This is a genomic window from Pseudoxanthomonas jiangsuensis, assembly GCF_010093185.1.
GTDB lineage: Bacteria > Pseudomonadota > Gammaproteobacteria > Xanthomonadales > Xanthomonadaceae > Pseudoxanthomonas > Pseudoxanthomonas jiangsuensis.
The window spans coordinates 36,610-51,285 of sequence record NZ_PDWL01000001.1 but is presented as its reverse complement, the minus strand read 5'-3'; the positions used below and the strand labels follow the sequence as shown (position 1 = coordinate 51,285).

Genomic DNA, 14,676 nt, shown 5'->3' with positions numbered 1-14,676 from the left:
GGTGGCGGCCCTCCTCGTCGGGAACCGCCACCGCCCGCGCATTCCTCTTCCGGCACCAGGCTCCTACAACGGCACGATCCGGCGGATAATCCCGGTTCCGCCGCGCCCGCGCGGCCCCCGATACCGGACAACCGATGGCCCCGCACGCTTCCGTGCTCGAACTGATCGGGCGCACGCCCATGGTCAAGGCCCGGCACCTGGACACCGGCCCTTGCGAGCTCTACCTCAAGCTCGAGAACACCAACCCCGGCGGCTCCAGCAAGGACCGCATCGGCCTGTCGATGATCGAGGCCGCCGAGCGGCGCGGCGACCTGAAGCCCGGCGCCACCCTGGTCGAGGGCACCGCCGGCAACACCGGCATCGGCCTGGCCCTGGTCGCCCAGCAGAAAGGCTACCGCCTGGTCCTGGTGGTCCCGGACAAGATGAGCCGGGAGAAGATCTTCAACCTCAAGGCGATGGGCGCCGAGGTGGTGCTGACCCGCTCGGACGTGGGCAAGGGCCATCCGGAGTACTACCAGGACCTGGCCGCGAAGATCGCCGCCGACACCCCCGGCGCCTACTTCGTCAACCAGTTCGGCAACCCGGACAACCCGGTCGCGCACGAGACCGGCACCGGCCCGGAGATCATCGAGCAGATGGCCGGCGTGGGCGGTTTCGACGCGATCGTGTTCGGCTGCGGCAGCTCCGGCACCATGACCGGCCTGTCGCGCTGCTTCGCGCAGAAGGCGCCGCAGGTGGAACTGGTGCTGGCCGACCCCGTGGGCTCGATCCTGGCCCAGTACATCAACGAAGGCGTGCTCAGCGACAAGTCCGGCAGCTGGCTGGTGGAGGGCATCGGCGAGGACTTCCTGCCCTCGATCGCCGATTTCAGCCGGGTGAAGAAGGCCTACGCGATCAGCGACGGCGAGAGCTTCCACACCGCGCGCGAATTGCTGGCCAAGGAGGGCATCCTCGGCGGCTCCTCGACCGGCACCCTGCTGGCCGCCGCGCTGAAGTACTGCCGCGAACAGACCTCGCCGAAGAAGGTGGTGGTGCTGGTCCCGGACACCGGCAACAAGTACCTGTCGAAGATGTACAACGACTACTGGATGCTGGACAACGGTTTCCTGGAGCGCCCACGCCACGGCGACCTGCGCGACCTGATCCTGCGCCCTTACAGCCAGAAGGACACCGTGGTGGTCGGCCCCAACGACCTGCTGACCACCGCCTACCAGCGGATGAAGCTTTACGACGTCTCCCAGCTGCCGGTGATGGAAGGCGAGCAGCTGGTCGGCATCGTCGACGAGAGCGACGTCCTGCTGCACGTCTACGGCGACGAAGCCCGATTCCGCGACCCGGTCCACACCGCCATGGTCAGCAAGCTGGACCGGCTGGACGTGAAGTCGCCGATCGAGGCCCTTTTGCCGATGTTCGACCGCGGCCAGGTGGCGATCGTGATGGACGGCGAGCGTTTCCTCGGCCTGGTGACCCGGATCGACTTGCTGAACTACCTGCGGCGAAGGGTGCAGTAGGGCGGCCGCCGGCAAGACCGGCTCCTACAATGGGGCCGCACGTACCTGACTACAGAGATATCCATGGCCGAACACGTCCCCGGCGGTGAACGCCCGCTCTCCCTGGCCACCCTGGCCATCCACGGTGGCCAGGCGCCGGACCCCTCCACCGGCGCGGTGATGCCACCGATCTACGCCACCTCCACCTACGCCCAGAGCAGCCCCGGCGAGCACCAGGGTTTCGAGTATTCGCGTACCCACAACCCGACCCGCTTCGCCTGGGAACGCTGCGTGGCCGCGCTCGAGGGCGGCAGCCGCGGCTTCGCGTTCGCCTCCGGCCTGGCCGCCACATCCACCGTGCTGGAGCTGCTGGACAGCGGCGACCACGTCATCGCCATGGACGACCTGTACGGCGGCAGCTACCGCCTGTTCGAGCGGGTGCGCCGACGCAGCGCGGCGCTGGATTTCAGCTTCGTGGACCTGGCCGACCTGGCCGCGTTCGAGGCCGCGATCACGCCGAAGACACGGATGGTGTGGATCGAGACCCCGACCAACCCGATGCTCAAGATCGTCGACATCGCCGCGGTGGCCGGGATCGCGCGCCGGCGCGGGCTGCTGGTGGCGGTCGACAACACCTTCGCCTCGCCGGCCCTGCAGCGCCCACTGGAACTGGGCGCGCATCTGGTGGTGCATTCGGCGACCAAGTACCTCAACGGCCACTCGGACATGGTCGGCGGCATCGTCGTGACCGGCGACGGGGAGCTCGGCGAGCGCATGGCCTTCCTGCAGAACTCGGTCGGCGCCGTGCAGGGACCGTTCGACAGCTTCCTGGCCCTGCGCGGCGCCAAGACCCTGCCCTTGCGCATGCGCGCCCACTGCGACAACGCCCTGGCCCTGGCGCAATGGCTGGAAACCCACCCGGGCGTGGAGAAGGTGATCTACCCGGGCCTGGACTCGCACCCGCAGAAGGCGCTGGCCTCGCGCCAGATGCATGGCTTCGGCGGCATCGTCTCGGTCGTGCTGAAGGGCGGCTTCGAGGGCGCCAGGCGTTTCTGCGAGCGCACCCGCCTGTTCACCCTGGCCGAGTCGCTGGGCGGGGTGGAAAGCCTGCTCAACCATCCGGCGGTGATGACCCACGCCTCGGTGCCGCCGGAGCGGCGCGCGCGGCTGGGGATCAGCGATGCGCTGGTGCGGTTGAGCGTGGGGATCGAGGGGGTGGAGGACCTGCGCGAGGACCTGGCGGCCGCCTTGGGCGCTTGACGCAGCCCGACCGGCAAGGCGCCGCGGTCCATGCGGACCGCGGCGCGAGTCATGCAGCCGTGATCGCGTCCGGCGTTAGCCGCCGGTTTCGGTCAGCAACTTGCACGGTACCTTGACGCCGTCGCGCCCGGCGGTGCTCAGGGTGTCCCAGTAGAACTCGCAGGCCAGCAGGTTCTGCGGGGTCGACTTGCGCCCGGAGGTGGTGTTCACCATCACCTGCGGCTGGCCGACGATCTGGTCCAGGCGGCTGCGGTCCACTTCCGATTCGGCGAGCTCGACCGAGCCCGAGCCTGGCAGTTCCAGGGTCTTTTTGCCCAGCTCGATCATGCCCAGTTCGTTCGGCTGCAGGGTGGCGTCGGGGGCCGGATCGCCGCCGTAGACGACCTCGACCCGGACGGTTTCGCCGGTGGCCTTGAGCTTCTGCTCCGCCTGAGGCGAGAGCGACACGTCGATCTTCAGCGCGGCGACCTCCTTGGGCGGCGGCGGAGGCTCGGGTGCGGCTTCGGGCGCCGACTGTGCGGTGGCGGTGTCGTCCTCCGCTTCGCGACGGGCGCATCCTGCGGCGGCGAATGCGGCAAGCAGGCAGAGGACGAGGGTTCCGGGGATCGAGGTGTTCATGTCAGCGCGGGTCGTTGCGGGCGGGGAAGGTGGTGGCCGGAGGCGGCAGGCGGGCCGGCAGCGGCGCGCCGGGCGCCGGCGCCGGTTGCGGTCCCAGTGCACGGTCCAGGTCCAGCAGGTCGAAGCGGTCCAGGACGGCGCGGCTGACGTCGGTCGCACGCTCGTCCGATTCGACGATGTACGGCACGATCAGCAGCACCAGTTCGGTCCGGTTCTTCTTGACGGACTTGTTCTTGAACAGGTTGCCCAGCACCGGGATGTCCTTGAGCCCCGGGATGCCGGAGTCGGTGTCGGTGCTGCGGTCGGAGATGAGGCCGGCCATGACCACCGATCCGCCATCGCGCAGGCTGAGCGAGGTGTTGAGCGCGCGGTTGAAGATCGAGGGCGAATTGGCGGTTTCGCCGCCCTCCAGTGGAAGCGCCTCGCTGACTTCCTGGCTGATGTCCAGGTCGATGCGGTCGTCCGAATACACGGTCGGCTTGATCTTTAGGATGATGCCGGTCTTGCGGTACTGGATCGATTGCAGCAGGTTGGTGTCGCCGTTGCTCTGCTGGTTGGAGGTGGTGGTCATGGTGACCGTCGGGACCTCGGTGCCGACGTCGATGTTGGCCTCGCTGCCGCTCTTCACCAGCAGCCGCGGTGTGGACAGGATGCTGACCCGGTTGTCGTTGGCGAACGCGGTCAGCGCGACCCGGTTCTGGCCGGCCACGTCCAAAAGGTAGGTCAGGCCGTTGCCACCGGCGCCCGGCGATTCGCCGCCGGAGCCGGTGCCCTTGTAGATGCTGCCGTCGAAGCGCCCGAATCCGGCCTTGGCGAACCAGCTCAGGCCGAACTCGTTGTCGTCGTTGAGGGTGACCTCGGCGATGGTGACCTCGATCATGACCTGGCGCGGGGCGCGATCCATCTGCTTGATCAGGGTCAGCATCCGCTCCCATTGCGCCGGATCGCCCTGGTAGATCAGCGCGTTCCTGGGTTCGTCGACCAGGATGCCCGAGTTGCCCACGGTGCGGGCACCGGTCGAGACGCGGTTGTTGGCGGGCGCCGAGGCGGCGTCGGAGCCGGCCACGGCTGCCGCGTTGGCCGCGTTGGTTGCCTGCTGCTGGCTGCGGATGCTGGAGGTCAGCACGTCGGCGATGTCGGTGGCCTTGGTGTTGCGCACCTGGTAATAGAACATCGACTGCGTGCCCGCGTGCTGGCTCGGACGGTCCAGCTCCCGGGCCCAGGACACGGCGTAGTCCATGGTCTGCTGGGTGGTGGCGAACACGATCACCGAGTTGGCCGCCGCGATCGGCAGGACGATCACCGCGGCTGGCGCGCCGGCGCTGCGGTTGGCGCTGTAACCCTGCAGGTTGAGCACTTCCGTCAGCCGCGCCGACAGTTCCTCGGCAGTGAGGAAGGCAGGCTCGAGGCGGGTGCTGACCCGGCCGCGCATCATCGGGCGGTCGAACACCCGCAGCGCCTCCATCGCCTGCCGGACCTGGGCCGGCCGGCCGCTGATGAGCACCGCATTGCGCGCCGACTCCTCGGTGACCTTCAGTTCCTGGCCGAACAGGGTGTCGAGCCAGCGCACCGCGTCGCCGGCCCGGATCACCTCCATCTCCACCAGCTGGAACACGGGCCGGTGGCTGATCGGGACGCTGGGCAGGGCCTTGCCGCTGACCACCAGCGGCGGCACGGCCGAACTGCCCTTGGGCGCCAGCCGCAGGTTGACCAGCCGGCCCTCGGCCTCGACCGCCACGCCGTATTCCGACAGAACCTGGCGGGTGAGGCGGAACAGTTCGGCCGGCGGCAGGTTGTCGGCGGTGTTCAGGGTCACCAGCTCCTGCAGCGAAGCGACTTCCGGCGCCAGGGTGACGCTCAGGCCGAGGATGTTGCCGAAGACTTCGTTGGCCAGCACCGGTACCGGCAGGTCCTGCACGTTCACACTGACCGGCGTGCTGCCCAGCGGCGGCAGGGCCTCGTCGCCGCCGAGGCTGGCGCTGGCGGAACTGGAAATGTCCACGCGGGGCGTGGGGGTCTGGGCCAGGGCCGTGGGCGCTTCCTGGTTGCCGACGGGAGAGGCATCCAATGAGGCGACCGGCTTGGGCGGAAGCGCCAGCGGCGGATCGACCGGCATTTTCGGCGGGGTTGCGCAGCCGGCGAGGACGGTGGCGGCGAAAACGGCCAGGCCGATCGCACTGCGGGGCAGGGTCATTGGGACTTCCTTTGCTCCGGGGCTGGAGTATCGGCGCAGGCGCCGGAGGTGCTGACGGGTTGTGGACGATACAGCTTGTAGGTGCGGCGGCAGCCGTCGCGCTCGACGGTGACGCTGTCGCGCTCGATGGCGGCCAGCAGGCTGCCGTCCGGCAGCGCGGCGCCGGGTTCCAGGCGCAGGTTCTGGCCGCGCGCGGCCTTCTGCTTCTGGCGCCCTCCCTGGGCAGGGGCCTGCGTGCCCGCGACCATGACCAGCGCCACCGGCTGCGGCGCCTGCAGGATCCCGACCAGCCGCCACTCCTGGACCTGGCTGTCGCCACCGCCATCGCCCAGCCAGCGGATCGAGCCGGCCTGGTCCATGGCCTCGGGCGACAGTCGCTGCAGCCCGTGCTCCGGCAAGGCCCAGCCGTCGGTGCCTTCCTGGCTCTTGGGAATCGGTGGAGGCGGCCAGGCGGCGCCGGCCGCCAGGCCGGCCGCCGCGGTCAGCGCCGCGATCAGATAGGCGCGCTTGGAGGGCGTCACGGTGCGACCTCCGCCGCCGGTGCGGCGGCGACGCGGTAGTAGGCGCTCATGCGGATCGTGGCGCTGCCGTTGGGATCGCTGCGCAGGTCGAAGGCATCGATCACCACCAGGTTTTCCGCCGACTCGATGCTGCGGGCGACGTTGAGCGCCTGGCGCGGCGACAGCGATCCCTGCAGGCTACCGCGGATCCGCAGGACGCCGGGCATGGCCTCGACCGGCGAGGCGCCGTCCACCGCGATACGGACCCGCTGCGGATCGGGCGTGCCGTTGGCCAGGCTCTGCAGCCAGGCCTGCACGGCGGCCTGCGCGGCGCCCTGGGTATTGACCTGGGGCAGCTGGGCCAGCAGTCCCCGATGCAGTTCGGAAGCCTGCCTGGCCCGTGCGAGCCACACGTCCTGTCCCTGCAGCGCCTTGATCCTGCGCAGCTTGGTTTCTTCCTCGATGGAATCCTTCTGCCACTGCGTCCGCGTGGCCTCCAGGGCCTGCAGCACGAACAGCGCCAGCAGCAGCCCGATCCCCAGCAGTGCCCAGCGCAGCCAGGGGGCCGCATCGAGCTGCTGGCGCAGTCGGATGACCTGCGGGTGGCGGGCCAGGCTCATGGGGCGACAGGTGCGGCGTCGCCGCTGATGTCGGCGCGCAGGACGATCTCGCCGCTGCGCGGCTGCAGTGCGGTGCTGACATTGGTGAACATGGGCGACTCCTCCCAGGCGGCGACCAGCTTCTGCGGGTCCGGTTCGGACATGACCAGGGTCACTTCGAGGGTCTCGGGAGTCGTTTGGTTCCACTGCCTGACCTGGGCCTCCGCAGCCGGCAGCAGACGGGCGGTTTCGGCCAGCAGCGCAATCGTGCCGCGTCGTGGCTGCAGGGCCAGCAGCTGCCGGCTGGCGGCCATGTCGCGGTCGGCGTTCTCGCGGGCGGTGAGGATCCGCTTGAGCGGCTCGTCCAGGTCCTGTGCGGCCTGTCGCGCGCGCCAGATGTCGATGCCACTGCGCAGCATGCTGCCGGCCTGCATGGCCGCGATCGCCACCACCAGCAGGCCGATCCCGGCAGCGACCCGGGGCAGATGGCTGTCGAGGCCGGACAGGCCGGTCAATGTCCCGGACGCGCGCTTGCGCGCGCTCCAGGGACGGGGCGCGATCGGGGCGGGCCCGGTCGGGGTCGGCGGCACGGGCTGCGCCCCCGTGGGCGGGCCGGCGGCACGCAGGAAGGCTGGCCATTCGTCAGGGCCGGGGGCCTGCGGCCACCAGCGGTCGGCAACCAGGCGCCCCTGCTGCCAGGCCCGGGCCACGAAGCCCTCCTGCAGCTGCAGCAACTCCACCCGGGACTCGTCGCCCGCGGCGGGGGTGCCGACCAGCAGGGCCTCGGGGACGAAGTCGACCCTGCGTGCCTGCACGTGGCGCTCGGCCAGCAGATCCATGACCCGGCTGCGCGACCAGTACCAGGCGGCGCCATGCCCGCCCGGCAGCCAGGCCACGCCGAACTCCGGGTCCGGGAAGGGAGAGGCCCGCCGGATCGCCAGCGCCGCGAGGCTGCGGCGCTCCTTCTCCGGGGCCTTGCTCGCGTCCACCGGCAGGAACAGGCACAGGCCCCGCGAGACCACGCAAGCCAGCGCGTCGCCGTCGCCGCCCTCAAGGGGCTGGCTGGATTCCTTTCCCAGCAGCATCCTGCGGGGCGAGAAGCGGCGTTGCAGGCGCTTCAGCCACGGCATCATCGGATTGGTTGTCACGCGGGAGGATGGCCTCGTAGTCGATCTGCCAGGGCGGGCCGCCGCTGGCGAGCGGGGTAAGTCGCCAGTGCATAAGCTTTTTTCCGCCGAAACGACGATCCCACAGGATAAGATTCCCGGATTGGTTTGGAAAGAGGGTCAGGGCCTCCAGCATGAAGGGGGCGATCGGGAAGGCTCCCTGCAGCGCCCAGGTCGAGACGAACGGCGCCTGCCGGCGCAGCGCAGCCATACGTTCGGCCTCGGCGCGGGTCATGCCCGGGATCAGCGCCAACGCTTCCACCGGGGCGGTGTTGACGTTGAGGGTGGCGCTGCGCCCGGTCGTCAGCAGGCCGAGCAGCGCCGCATCATCCAGGCCGGCCAACATGCTGTCCCAGTCCATGATCCGGCGGAACTCGAGCGGGGTGGCCACCGGTCGGTTGCTTGGAGCCGTGCGCCCGCTCTTTTCGTACTGGTCCTTTTCCGCACCGCCCAGCCGGTGCAGGGTGTCGGGATCCTGGTAGTCCAGGCGCTTGGCATCCAGGTCGGCCCAGGCGCCGGCAGCGACGCCCCGCGAGGCGTAGAACGCATGCAGCATGCTTTCCGGGGCCCAGTTCGGGCTGAGCAGGCCACGGTCGTCCTGCAGGGCGAAGCGGGCATCGCCGAGGCCGGCGTAGGGCGATCCGTCGAGCCGGATCTCGCCGCCGCGGGGGAGCGCGTAGGTGCCGCCATCGTCGTCGTCCAGCAGGGCCTGGTTGAGCGGCGGCGAAGGCAGCGCGGCCAGCCCGCCGATGTTGCGCTGCTGGGTGCCGAGCATGAACAGCACCGTCTCCCCGGTCGAGCGCATGTCCAGCTCGCCCTGGAAGCGGTCGATCTCCTCCTGGGCCTCGGCCACCGCGCGGCTGCCGGAGGCGGCCACTGCGGACGCCAGCAGGGTCAGCACCACCAGCAAGGCCAGCACGATCACCAGGACGAAGCCGTCCTGGCGCTGCGGGCGGGACGGTTCAGTAGTCCTGGTCGCGCTCATAGAACACCGGTACCGGGTTGCGGATGCCCACGATGCGCGCGCCCCACAGCCGCGTGCGGCCGTCCGGCTCGTTCATGCGCAGGAGGATGGCGGCAGGCAGGTGGTCCTGTTGGCCCAGGGCGGGCGGCCATCGGTCATGGGACTTGCCTTCGGCGTCCAGGTAGGCGAACTCGGCCGTCGCTGCCGCCGGCAGCGGCAGCGGCACGGGCGATCCGCCGGCTTCGCCCAGGTCCAGGTGCAGGCCGTCGCCGTCCCTGACGATCCTCCAGTCGATGGGGGTGGCGCCGCCCTGTGGGGCGAACACCGGTTGCAGGGTGGTGCCGTGCAGGGTGTCCGCGGTGCCCGAGAACGGATCGGCCTCCACGGGGGTCAGGGCGCGCAGGGAAGACTGGAGCCAGTCGCGGGCGAGCGCCTGCTGCCTGACCTGCGAGCCCAGGGCGCTAATGGCGGCCTCGGCGCGGCGCCACTGTCCCAGCGATTGGAAGCCCAGCGCCAGGGCCATGCCGGCGATCATCAGCACCACCATCATTTCCAGCAGGGTCAGGCCGTGCTGACGCGTGGGGGCCATCAGAAGTCCTCCAGGTTCACCGGGCGGGCGGCCTCCCAGCCCGCCTTGCGGAAGCTGAACTGCCGCACCTGCGTGCCGTTCCTCAGGACCTCGACGTCCATCTCATAAAGTATGAAGTCGAACTGGGTCGGCAGCCCGGCACGGCTCACGCCGGCGCGGCGGTCGGTGAGCGCACGGGACTGCCAGCGTACGGTCAGGGGGGGGGCGTCGCGCTGCCCCTGAGGGTCCTGCATCGGATTGACGTTCTCGACCAGGGACAGCGCCGTGCGGGCGTCCTCCAGCGCCTGGGCCTGGGCCTGGGCGCGGCGCAGGCCCAGGGTCGAGGTGGACAGCCAGCTGTACAGCGCCAGCAGCGCGGTGGCCATCACCACCATCGCCACGATCGCCTCCAGCAGGGTGAAGCCACGCTGCCGCCTGGGTCCGCCCGGTCGCGTCACGCTCACCCCCCGCTGGCGGCGATCCGGCGGACCCGGCAGAACGGTGCCTGGACCTGGAACGGGATGGATTGGCGCTCGGTCTGCAAGGTGCCCTCGGCTCCGGAGCACGCGCCGTTGGCGCTGACGGTGAGCGGGGTGTCCATCCGCAGCTGCCAGCCTTCCGGCAGGTCCACGATCCGGCCGGCCTGCGGTTGTGGCGGCCCGGAGGCATCGGCCAAGGGCCGCTCCTCGGCGGGAGTGGAGTCCAGCTGCAGCGTGCGCCCCTGGTTGCGTGCGAGCAGGGGCAGGGCGGCAATGGCGTGCATGACCTGCTCCACTTCGCTGGCCTCGCGCCAGGTCGTGATCATCCGGTACCCGGCGGGCGCGACCATGCCCGTGGCCAGTGCCAGCAGGGCCACCACCACCATCATCTCAAGCAGGGTGTAGCCCCGGACGGGGGTCATTGCTGGGGCAGCTGGCCGATGTCGGCGTCGAAGCCTTCGCCGCCGGACTGGCCGTCGGCGCCGAACGAATAAAGGGTGAAGCTGTGGTTGCCGGACGGGCGGGGCGAGTACTGGTAGGGATTGCCCCAGGGGTCCTGCGGCACGCCATCCTCGATGTAAGGTCCCTGCCAGCGCTGGGCCACGGCCGGGTCGGCGGGCTTGGCGGCGAGCAGCTGCAGTCCTTCCTCCTGGGTGGGGAAGCGGCCCAGGTCCAGGCGCATCGTCTCCAGCGAGCCGCGCAGCATCCGGACCTGGGTCTCGGCGGTCTGGACCTTGGCCTTGTCGGCCTGGCTGAACAGCCGCGGGCCGACCAGGCCCATGATCAGGCCGATAATCACCAGGACCACGATCATCTCCAGCAGGGTGAAGCCACCGGCGGAGCGACGGGGGGCGGAAGGGAAGCGCTTGCGCATTGCAATGGGTCCGGAAAGGCGCGATCCGGCGATTCTAGCGCCTTGCCGTTGCCCGCTGGCTGTACGGCGGCTGCCCCCGGAGCGCCGCAGCCGTCGTCGGAGCAGGTCGGGGCCGGGGACGGGCCTGTTACCCTTTCACCCTTTGCCCGTCCCCTTGGAAATGTCGATCCCCACGCCCCGGCGCCTGGCCGAACTCGCATCCCTCTGGCGCACCCTGGTCGCCCAGGAGCTGGCCGTGCGCTACCGGGGCACCCTGCTGGGCAGGATCTGGCCGCTGGTGATGCCGCTGCTGATGTTGGCCCTGTTCGGCTTCATGTTCGGGGTGATCTTCCGCTCGCGCTGGCCGGGCCTGGCCGAGGACGACCATCTGGGGTTCACCCTGAACCTCTTCACCGGCCTGCTGGTCCATGGCGTGTTGGCCGAGGCGGTGGGACAGGCGCCGACCCTCATGCAGCGCCACAGCAATTTCGTGCGCAAGATGGTCTTCCCGCTGCCCGTGCTGGTGGCCGTGCCCTTGGGCGTGGCGCTGGTGCATGCGTCCATCGGCTTCCTGCTGCTGCTGGCGATCAACGGCCTGTTTGGCAGCGGCTGGCACCCTTCGGTGCTGGCGGCGCCGTTGGTGCTGGTGCCGTACATGGCCATGCTCTACGGCCTGGCCCTGGTGTTCGCTGCCCTGGGCGTCTACATCCGCGACCTTGGCCAGGTCGTGGGGGTCATGGTCACGGCGGTGCTGTTCACCGGTGCGGTGTTCTTCCCCGCCGACAGGGTGCCCGGTGCCCTGGCGGTCCTGGTCCGATTCAATCCGATCGCCTGGCCCACCGATGCCATCCGCGGCGCCCTGCTGCGCGGAGACTGGCCGGATCCGGCGCCCATGGCCGGCTATTCGCTGGTGGCGCTGGCGGTCCTGGCGGCCGGCCTGTGGCTGTTCTCGCTGCTGCGGCGCGGTTTCGCCGACCTGCTGTGAGGCAGACAGGGCACTTCCCATCCCCGACAATGCCGCCACAGAACCCCGAGGCCGCCTTCCCGCGATGAATGCCATTCCTGTGCCGCCGGCCGCCGTACCCCTGCTGGGCGAACTGCTGCTGGAACGCGGCGCGATCCGCCCGGCCGACCTGGAGCGCGCCCTGGAGCTGCAACGCGGGGTGGGCGGCCGCATCGGCAGCCTCCTGATCCGCATCGGTGCTTTGTCCGAGGACCAATTGATCGACGCGCTCTCGGTCCAGCTGGGGCTGCCAGTGGCCGGCCGCGACCTGCCATTGCCGACAGGCCTGGCCGAGTGGCGCCTGCCCACCGGAACCGAGGTGCCGCTGGACTGGATGCAGGACCGCGAGATCCTGCTCTGGGAGGACGAGGACGGGCAGGCCTGGTGCGCCAGCCGCGATCCGCTCGATGCGGCCCTGCAGGAGGCGCTGGCCTACCTGTGGCCGCAGCGGGAGATCCGCGCGGCCCTGGCACCGGCGCAGCTGCTCGAGCGCACCCTCGATACCTTGGCCCAGGAGCAGCGCGGCGGCGATGCATGGGGCAGCGACGACGTGCGCCACCTGCGCGAGCTGGCCGAGGAAGCCCCGGTGGTCGAGCTGGTCAACAGCCTGCTCGCCCAGGCCGTCGAGCAGCGGGCCTCCGACATCCACCTGGAGCCGGAGGAGAACCAGTTCGTCGTGCGCTTCCGCATCGACGGCGTGCTCTATTCTCGCCTGCGCCTGCCGCGGGAGCGCTTCAACGCGGTCGCCTCGCGCCTGAAACTGATCTCGGGCATGGACATCGCCGAGCGTCGCCTGCCCCAGGACGGGCGGATGAGCGTACGCGCCAGCGGCCAGGCCATGGACATCCGTGCCTCGGCCCTGCCCGGCGTGCACGGCGAGTCCATCGTCTTGCGCCTGCTGCCCAAGGAGCGCAAGGACCTCGGCCTGGAGCGCCTGGGCATGGCCCCGGACCACTTGCGGCTGCTGCAGGGCTGGAGCCGGGAAGCGCACGGCATCGTCTTGGTCACAGGCCCCACCGGCTCGGGCAAGTCCACCACGCTTTACGCGACCCTGGCGGCCAGCAACGACGGGATGAAGAAGATCATCACGGTCGAGGATCCGGTCGAGTTTCAGTTGCCCGGCATCACCCAGATCCAGACCCAGGCCGACATCGGCCTGACCTTCGCCAGCGTGCTGCGCTCGATCCTGCGCCAGGACCCGGACGTGATCATGGTCGGCGAGATCCGCGACCGCGAGACCGCCGAGATCGCGATCCAGTCCGCGCTGACCGGCCACCTGGTGCTGTCCACCGTCCATACCAACGACGCCCTGGGCGCCTTCACCCGCCTGATCGACATGGGCGTGGAGCCGTTCCTGGTGGCCACCCCGCTGAAGGGCGTGCAGGCCCAGCGCCTGGTGCGCCGGCTGTGCCCGCATTGCGCGCGGCCCGCCCAGGTGGTCGACGAGGCGCTGGCGGCCGAGACGGCGCAGTGGACCGCCCGCGTGTTCGGCGCGGAAGCGCCGGCCGCGCGCTGGATGGAGGCGGTCGGCTGCCCGCGCTGCCAGAACACCGGCTACCAGGGCCGGATCGGCATCTACGAACTGGTCCCGGTGGACGAGGCCATGCAGCAGGCGGTGGTGTCCGGCGCCACCCACCAGCAGCTGCGGCAGATGGCCCGCGAAAGGGGGTTCCGGTTCCTGCGCGAGGACGGCCTGCTCAAGGCCTGGCAGGGCGTGACCACGGTGGATGAAGTGCTGCGGGTCACGGCGGTCTGATGGCGAGCTTCCGGTTCAAGGCGGTCAACGCCGAGGGCGCGCGCCTGGACGGCGAGATCGCCGCGGACGGGGAGCGCGAGGCCGCGCGCCTGCTGGAGCGGCGTGGCCTGTCGGTCCTGTCGCTGGAGGTGGCCAGCGGTGCCGCCACGCCTTCGCGCCTGGCCCGCGGCCGGCGCCTGCAGGACCGCGACATCGTCCTGGCCCTGCACGAGCTGGCCACCCTGCTGGCCTCCGGTGTGGCCCTGGCCGAGGCCGTGGCCGCGCAATCGCGCTCGGCCCACCATCCGCGGCTGCTGGCTGCGTTCGAGGCGGTGTCCACGGCGCTGCGCCAGGGCCAGCCGTTCTCCCAGGCGCTGCTGGACACCGGCCTGCCGCTGCCGGCCTACGTCGGCACCCTGGTGCGCAGCGGCGAAAAGGCGGGGCAGCTGGGCAAGGCGCTGCAGGATGCGGTCTCGCAGATGGAGTACGACCTCCAGGTGCGCAGCGAGATCCGCCAGGCGCTGACCTATCCGGCGGTGCTGGTCTGCGCCGGGCTGGGTGCGGTGGTGATGATGTTCACCTTCGTCGTGCCCAAGTTCGCGGCCCTGCTGGACCGTGCCGAAACCCTGCCGTGGCTGGGCTGGGCCGTGCTCAGCACCGGCATGTTCGCGCGCCAGTACTGGTGGCTGGTGCTGGTCGCGCTCGCCGGCCTGGCCGCGGTGGCCTACCGGCTGTTGCGGAACCCGGCTGCGCGCGCGCGCGGCTTCGAACGCCTGGAGCGGTTGCCCGTGATCGGCGCCTGGCGGGTGGAATCGGAAACCGCCTCCTGGGCGCGGATCCTGGCCACCCTGCTGGGCAACCGGGTGCCCCTGCTGGACGCGCTGTCGCTGGCCCAGGCCGGCGTGCGTGCCCCCGGCCGCCGCGCGCGGCTGGAGGAGGTGTCCCGCAATGTCCGCGCCGGCGCGACCCTGGCCGATTCCCTCGAGGAGCAGGCCACCCTGACCGCCACCGGCTACAACCTGGTCCGGGTGGGCGAGCGCTCCGGCGAGTTACCGGCGATGCTGCGCTCCCTGGCGAAGCTGTGCGAGGAATCGGGCCGGACCCGGATGAAGCAGTTCCTGGCCCTGCTCGAACCGGTGGCGATCCTGCTGATCGGCTCGGTGATCGGCGTGATCATGATCGGAATCATCCTGGCGATCACCAGCGCCAACGACATCGTGATGTAGCGCCCTGGATGAACGACGCCG

At 70.5% G+C, this 14,676-nt stretch carries 15 protein-coding genes; 5 read left to right on the top strand and 10 right to left on the bottom strand.

Features of this window, described 5'->3' with window-relative positions:
• The first annotated feature begins 134 nt into the window (after positions 1 to 134).
• Both CSC62_RS00225 and CSC62_RS00220 read left to right on the top strand, forming a co-directional pair.
• The gene (locus CSC62_RS00225) at positions 135 to 1,511 is read left to right on the top strand and encodes a pyridoxal-phosphate dependent enzyme (RefSeq protein ID WP_162404151.1); all 1,377 of its coding nucleotides are present in this window, start codon (positions 135 to 137) and stop codon (positions 1,509 to 1,511) included.
• A 63-nt stretch (positions 1,512 to 1,574) separates the two neighbouring features.
• Positions 1,575 to 2,750 (top strand): cystathionine gamma-synthase, encoded by a 1,176-nt coding sequence (locus tag CSC62_RS00220; RefSeq protein ID WP_162404150.1) that lies wholly within the window; start codon positions 1,575 to 1,577, stop codon positions 2,748 to 2,750.
• A 75-nt stretch (positions 2,751 to 2,825) separates the two neighbouring features.
• On the opposite strand, the gene CSC62_RS00215 is transcribed toward CSC62_RS00220, so the two are convergent.
• Genes CSC62_RS00215 through gspG form a run of 10 tightly spaced genes read right to left on the bottom strand, consistent with a single transcriptional unit; the run spans position 2,826 to position 10,712 of the window.
• The gene (locus CSC62_RS00215) at positions 2,826 to 3,368 is read right to left on the bottom strand and encodes a hypothetical protein (protein WP_162404149.1); all 543 of its coding nucleotides are present in this window, start codon (positions 3,366 to 3,368) and stop codon (positions 2,826 to 2,828) included.
• Position 3,369: 1 nt separating this feature from the next.
• Positions 3,370 to 5,562: a type II secretion system protein GspD gene (locus CSC62_RS00210; protein WP_162404148.1), complete on the bottom strand. Its 2,193-nt coding sequence runs from the start codon at positions 5,560 to 5,562 to the stop codon at positions 3,370 to 3,372.
• Entirely contained in the window at positions 5,559 to 6,083 is a 525-nt protein-coding gene (locus CSC62_RS00205; protein ID WP_162404147.1) for a hypothetical protein, read from the bottom strand. Before CSC62_RS00205 ends, CSC62_RS00210 begins: the two co-directional genes overlap by 4 nt.
• Positions 6,080 to 6,682 carry a hypothetical protein gene (locus tag CSC62_RS00200; protein WP_162404146.1) on the bottom strand — a complete coding sequence of 201 codons (603 nt, stop codon included), beginning with the start codon at positions 6,680 to 6,682 and terminating at the stop codon, positions 6,080 to 6,082. Before CSC62_RS00200 ends, CSC62_RS00205 begins: the two co-directional genes overlap by 4 nt.
• On the bottom strand, positions 6,679 to 7,791 hold the full coding sequence (locus tag CSC62_RS00195) for a hypothetical protein (RefSeq protein WP_162404145.1): 1,113 nt from the start codon (positions 7,789 to 7,791) through the stop codon (positions 6,679 to 6,681). The genes CSC62_RS00200 and CSC62_RS00195 overlap by 4 nt, the downstream gene beginning before the upstream one ends.
• Complete coding sequence (locus CSC62_RS00190) at positions 7,712 to 8,812, bottom strand: type II secretion system protein GspK (protein ID WP_162404144.1); 1,101 nt, start codon at positions 8,810 to 8,812, stop codon at positions 7,712 to 7,714. Before CSC62_RS00190 ends, CSC62_RS00195 begins: the two co-directional genes overlap by 80 nt.
• A complete protein-coding gene (locus CSC62_RS00185) occupies positions 8,790 to 9,380 on the bottom strand; it encodes a pilus assembly FimT family protein (protein WP_162404143.1) in 591 nt (196 codons plus the stop codon). Before CSC62_RS00185 ends, CSC62_RS00190 begins: the two co-directional genes overlap by 23 nt.
• Entirely contained in the window at positions 9,380 to 9,823 is a 444-nt protein-coding gene (locus CSC62_RS00180) for a PulJ/GspJ family protein (RefSeq protein WP_162404142.1), read from the bottom strand. The genes CSC62_RS00185 and CSC62_RS00180 overlap by 1 nt, the downstream gene beginning before the upstream one ends.
• The gene (locus tag CSC62_RS00175) at positions 9,820 to 10,260 is read right to left on the bottom strand and encodes a pilus assembly FimT family protein (protein WP_162404141.1); all 441 of its coding nucleotides are present in this window, start codon (positions 10,258 to 10,260) and stop codon (positions 9,820 to 9,822) included. The genes CSC62_RS00180 and CSC62_RS00175 overlap by 4 nt, the downstream gene beginning before the upstream one ends.
• Positions 10,257 to 10,712 carry a type II secretion system major pseudopilin GspG gene (gspG, locus tag CSC62_RS00170; protein ID WP_162404140.1) on the bottom strand — a complete coding sequence of 152 codons (456 nt, stop codon included), beginning with the start codon at positions 10,710 to 10,712 and terminating at the stop codon, positions 10,257 to 10,259. The genes CSC62_RS00175 and gspG overlap by 4 nt, the downstream gene beginning before the upstream one ends.
• Before the next feature lie 160 nt (positions 10,713 to 10,872).
• Between gspG and CSC62_RS00165 the strand changes: the two genes are divergently transcribed.
• The 3 genes from CSC62_RS00165 to CSC62_RS00155 all read left to right on the top strand — a co-directional run bounded on the left by CSC62_RS00165 (position 10,873) and on the right by CSC62_RS00155 (position 14,655).
• A complete protein-coding gene (locus CSC62_RS00165; RefSeq protein ID WP_162404139.1) occupies positions 10,873 to 11,676 on the top strand; it encodes an ABC transporter permease in 804 nt (267 codons plus the stop codon).
• 64 nt (positions 11,677 to 11,740) lie between these two features.
• Positions 11,741 to 13,450 (top strand): GspE/PulE family protein, encoded by a 1,710-nt coding sequence (locus CSC62_RS00160; RefSeq protein ID WP_162404138.1) that lies wholly within the window; start codon positions 11,741 to 11,743, stop codon positions 13,448 to 13,450.
• The gene (locus CSC62_RS00155) at positions 13,450 to 14,655 is read left to right on the top strand and encodes a type II secretion system F family protein (protein ID WP_162404137.1); all 1,206 of its coding nucleotides are present in this window, start codon (positions 13,450 to 13,452) and stop codon (positions 14,653 to 14,655) included. Before CSC62_RS00160 ends, CSC62_RS00155 begins: the two co-directional genes overlap by 1 nt.
• Positions 14,656 to 14,676 lie beyond the last annotated feature (21 nt).

Excerpts from the sequence above, each read along its gene's own strand:
- CSC62_RS00220 (WP_162404150.1), top strand. The coding sequence starts at position 1,575 with ATGGCCGAACACGTCCCCGGCGGTGAACGCCCGCTCTCCCTGGCCACC.
- CSC62_RS00200 (WP_162404146.1), bottom strand. The coding sequence starts at position 6,682 with ATGAGCCTGGCCCGCCACCCGCAGGTCATCCGACTGCGCCAGCAGCTC.
- CSC62_RS00210 (WP_162404148.1), bottom strand. The coding sequence starts at position 5,562 with ATGACCCTGCCCCGCAGTGCGATCGGCCTGGCCGTTTTCGCCGCCACC.
- CSC62_RS00155 (WP_162404137.1), top strand. The coding sequence starts at position 13,450 with ATGGCGAGCTTCCGGTTCAAGGCGGTCAACGCCGAGGGCGCGCGCCTG.
- CSC62_RS00190 (WP_162404144.1), bottom strand. The coding sequence starts at position 8,812 with ATGAGCGCGACCAGGACTACTGAACCGTCCCGCCCGCAGCGCCAGGAC.
- CSC62_RS00160 (WP_162404138.1), top strand. The coding sequence starts at position 11,741 with ATGAATGCCATTCCTGTGCCGCCGGCCGCCGTACCCCTGCTGGGCGAA.
- gspG (WP_162404140.1), bottom strand. The coding sequence starts at position 10,712 with ATGCGCAAGCGCTTCCCTTCCGCCCCCCGTCGCTCCGCCGGTGGCTTC.
- CSC62_RS00175 (WP_162404141.1), bottom strand. The coding sequence starts at position 10,260 with ATGACCCCCGTCCGGGGCTACACCCTGCTTGAGATGATGGTGGTGGTG.
- CSC62_RS00165 (WP_162404139.1), top strand. The coding sequence starts at position 10,873 with ATGTCGATCCCCACGCCCCGGCGCCTGGCCGAACTCGCATCCCTCTGG.
- CSC62_RS00195 (WP_162404145.1), bottom strand. The coding sequence starts at position 7,791 with ATGCCGTGGCTGAAGCGCCTGCAACGCCGCTTCTCGCCCCGCAGGATG.
- CSC62_RS00225 (WP_162404151.1), top strand. The coding sequence starts at position 135 with ATGGCCCCGCACGCTTCCGTGCTCGAACTGATCGGGCGCACGCCCATG.
- CSC62_RS00215 (WP_162404149.1), bottom strand. The coding sequence starts at position 3,368 with ATGAACACCTCGATCCCCGGAACCCTCGTCCTCTGCCTGCTTGCCGCA.
- CSC62_RS00185 (WP_162404143.1), bottom strand. The coding sequence starts at position 9,380 with ATGGCCCCCACGCGTCAGCACGGCCTGACCCTGCTGGAAATGATGGTG.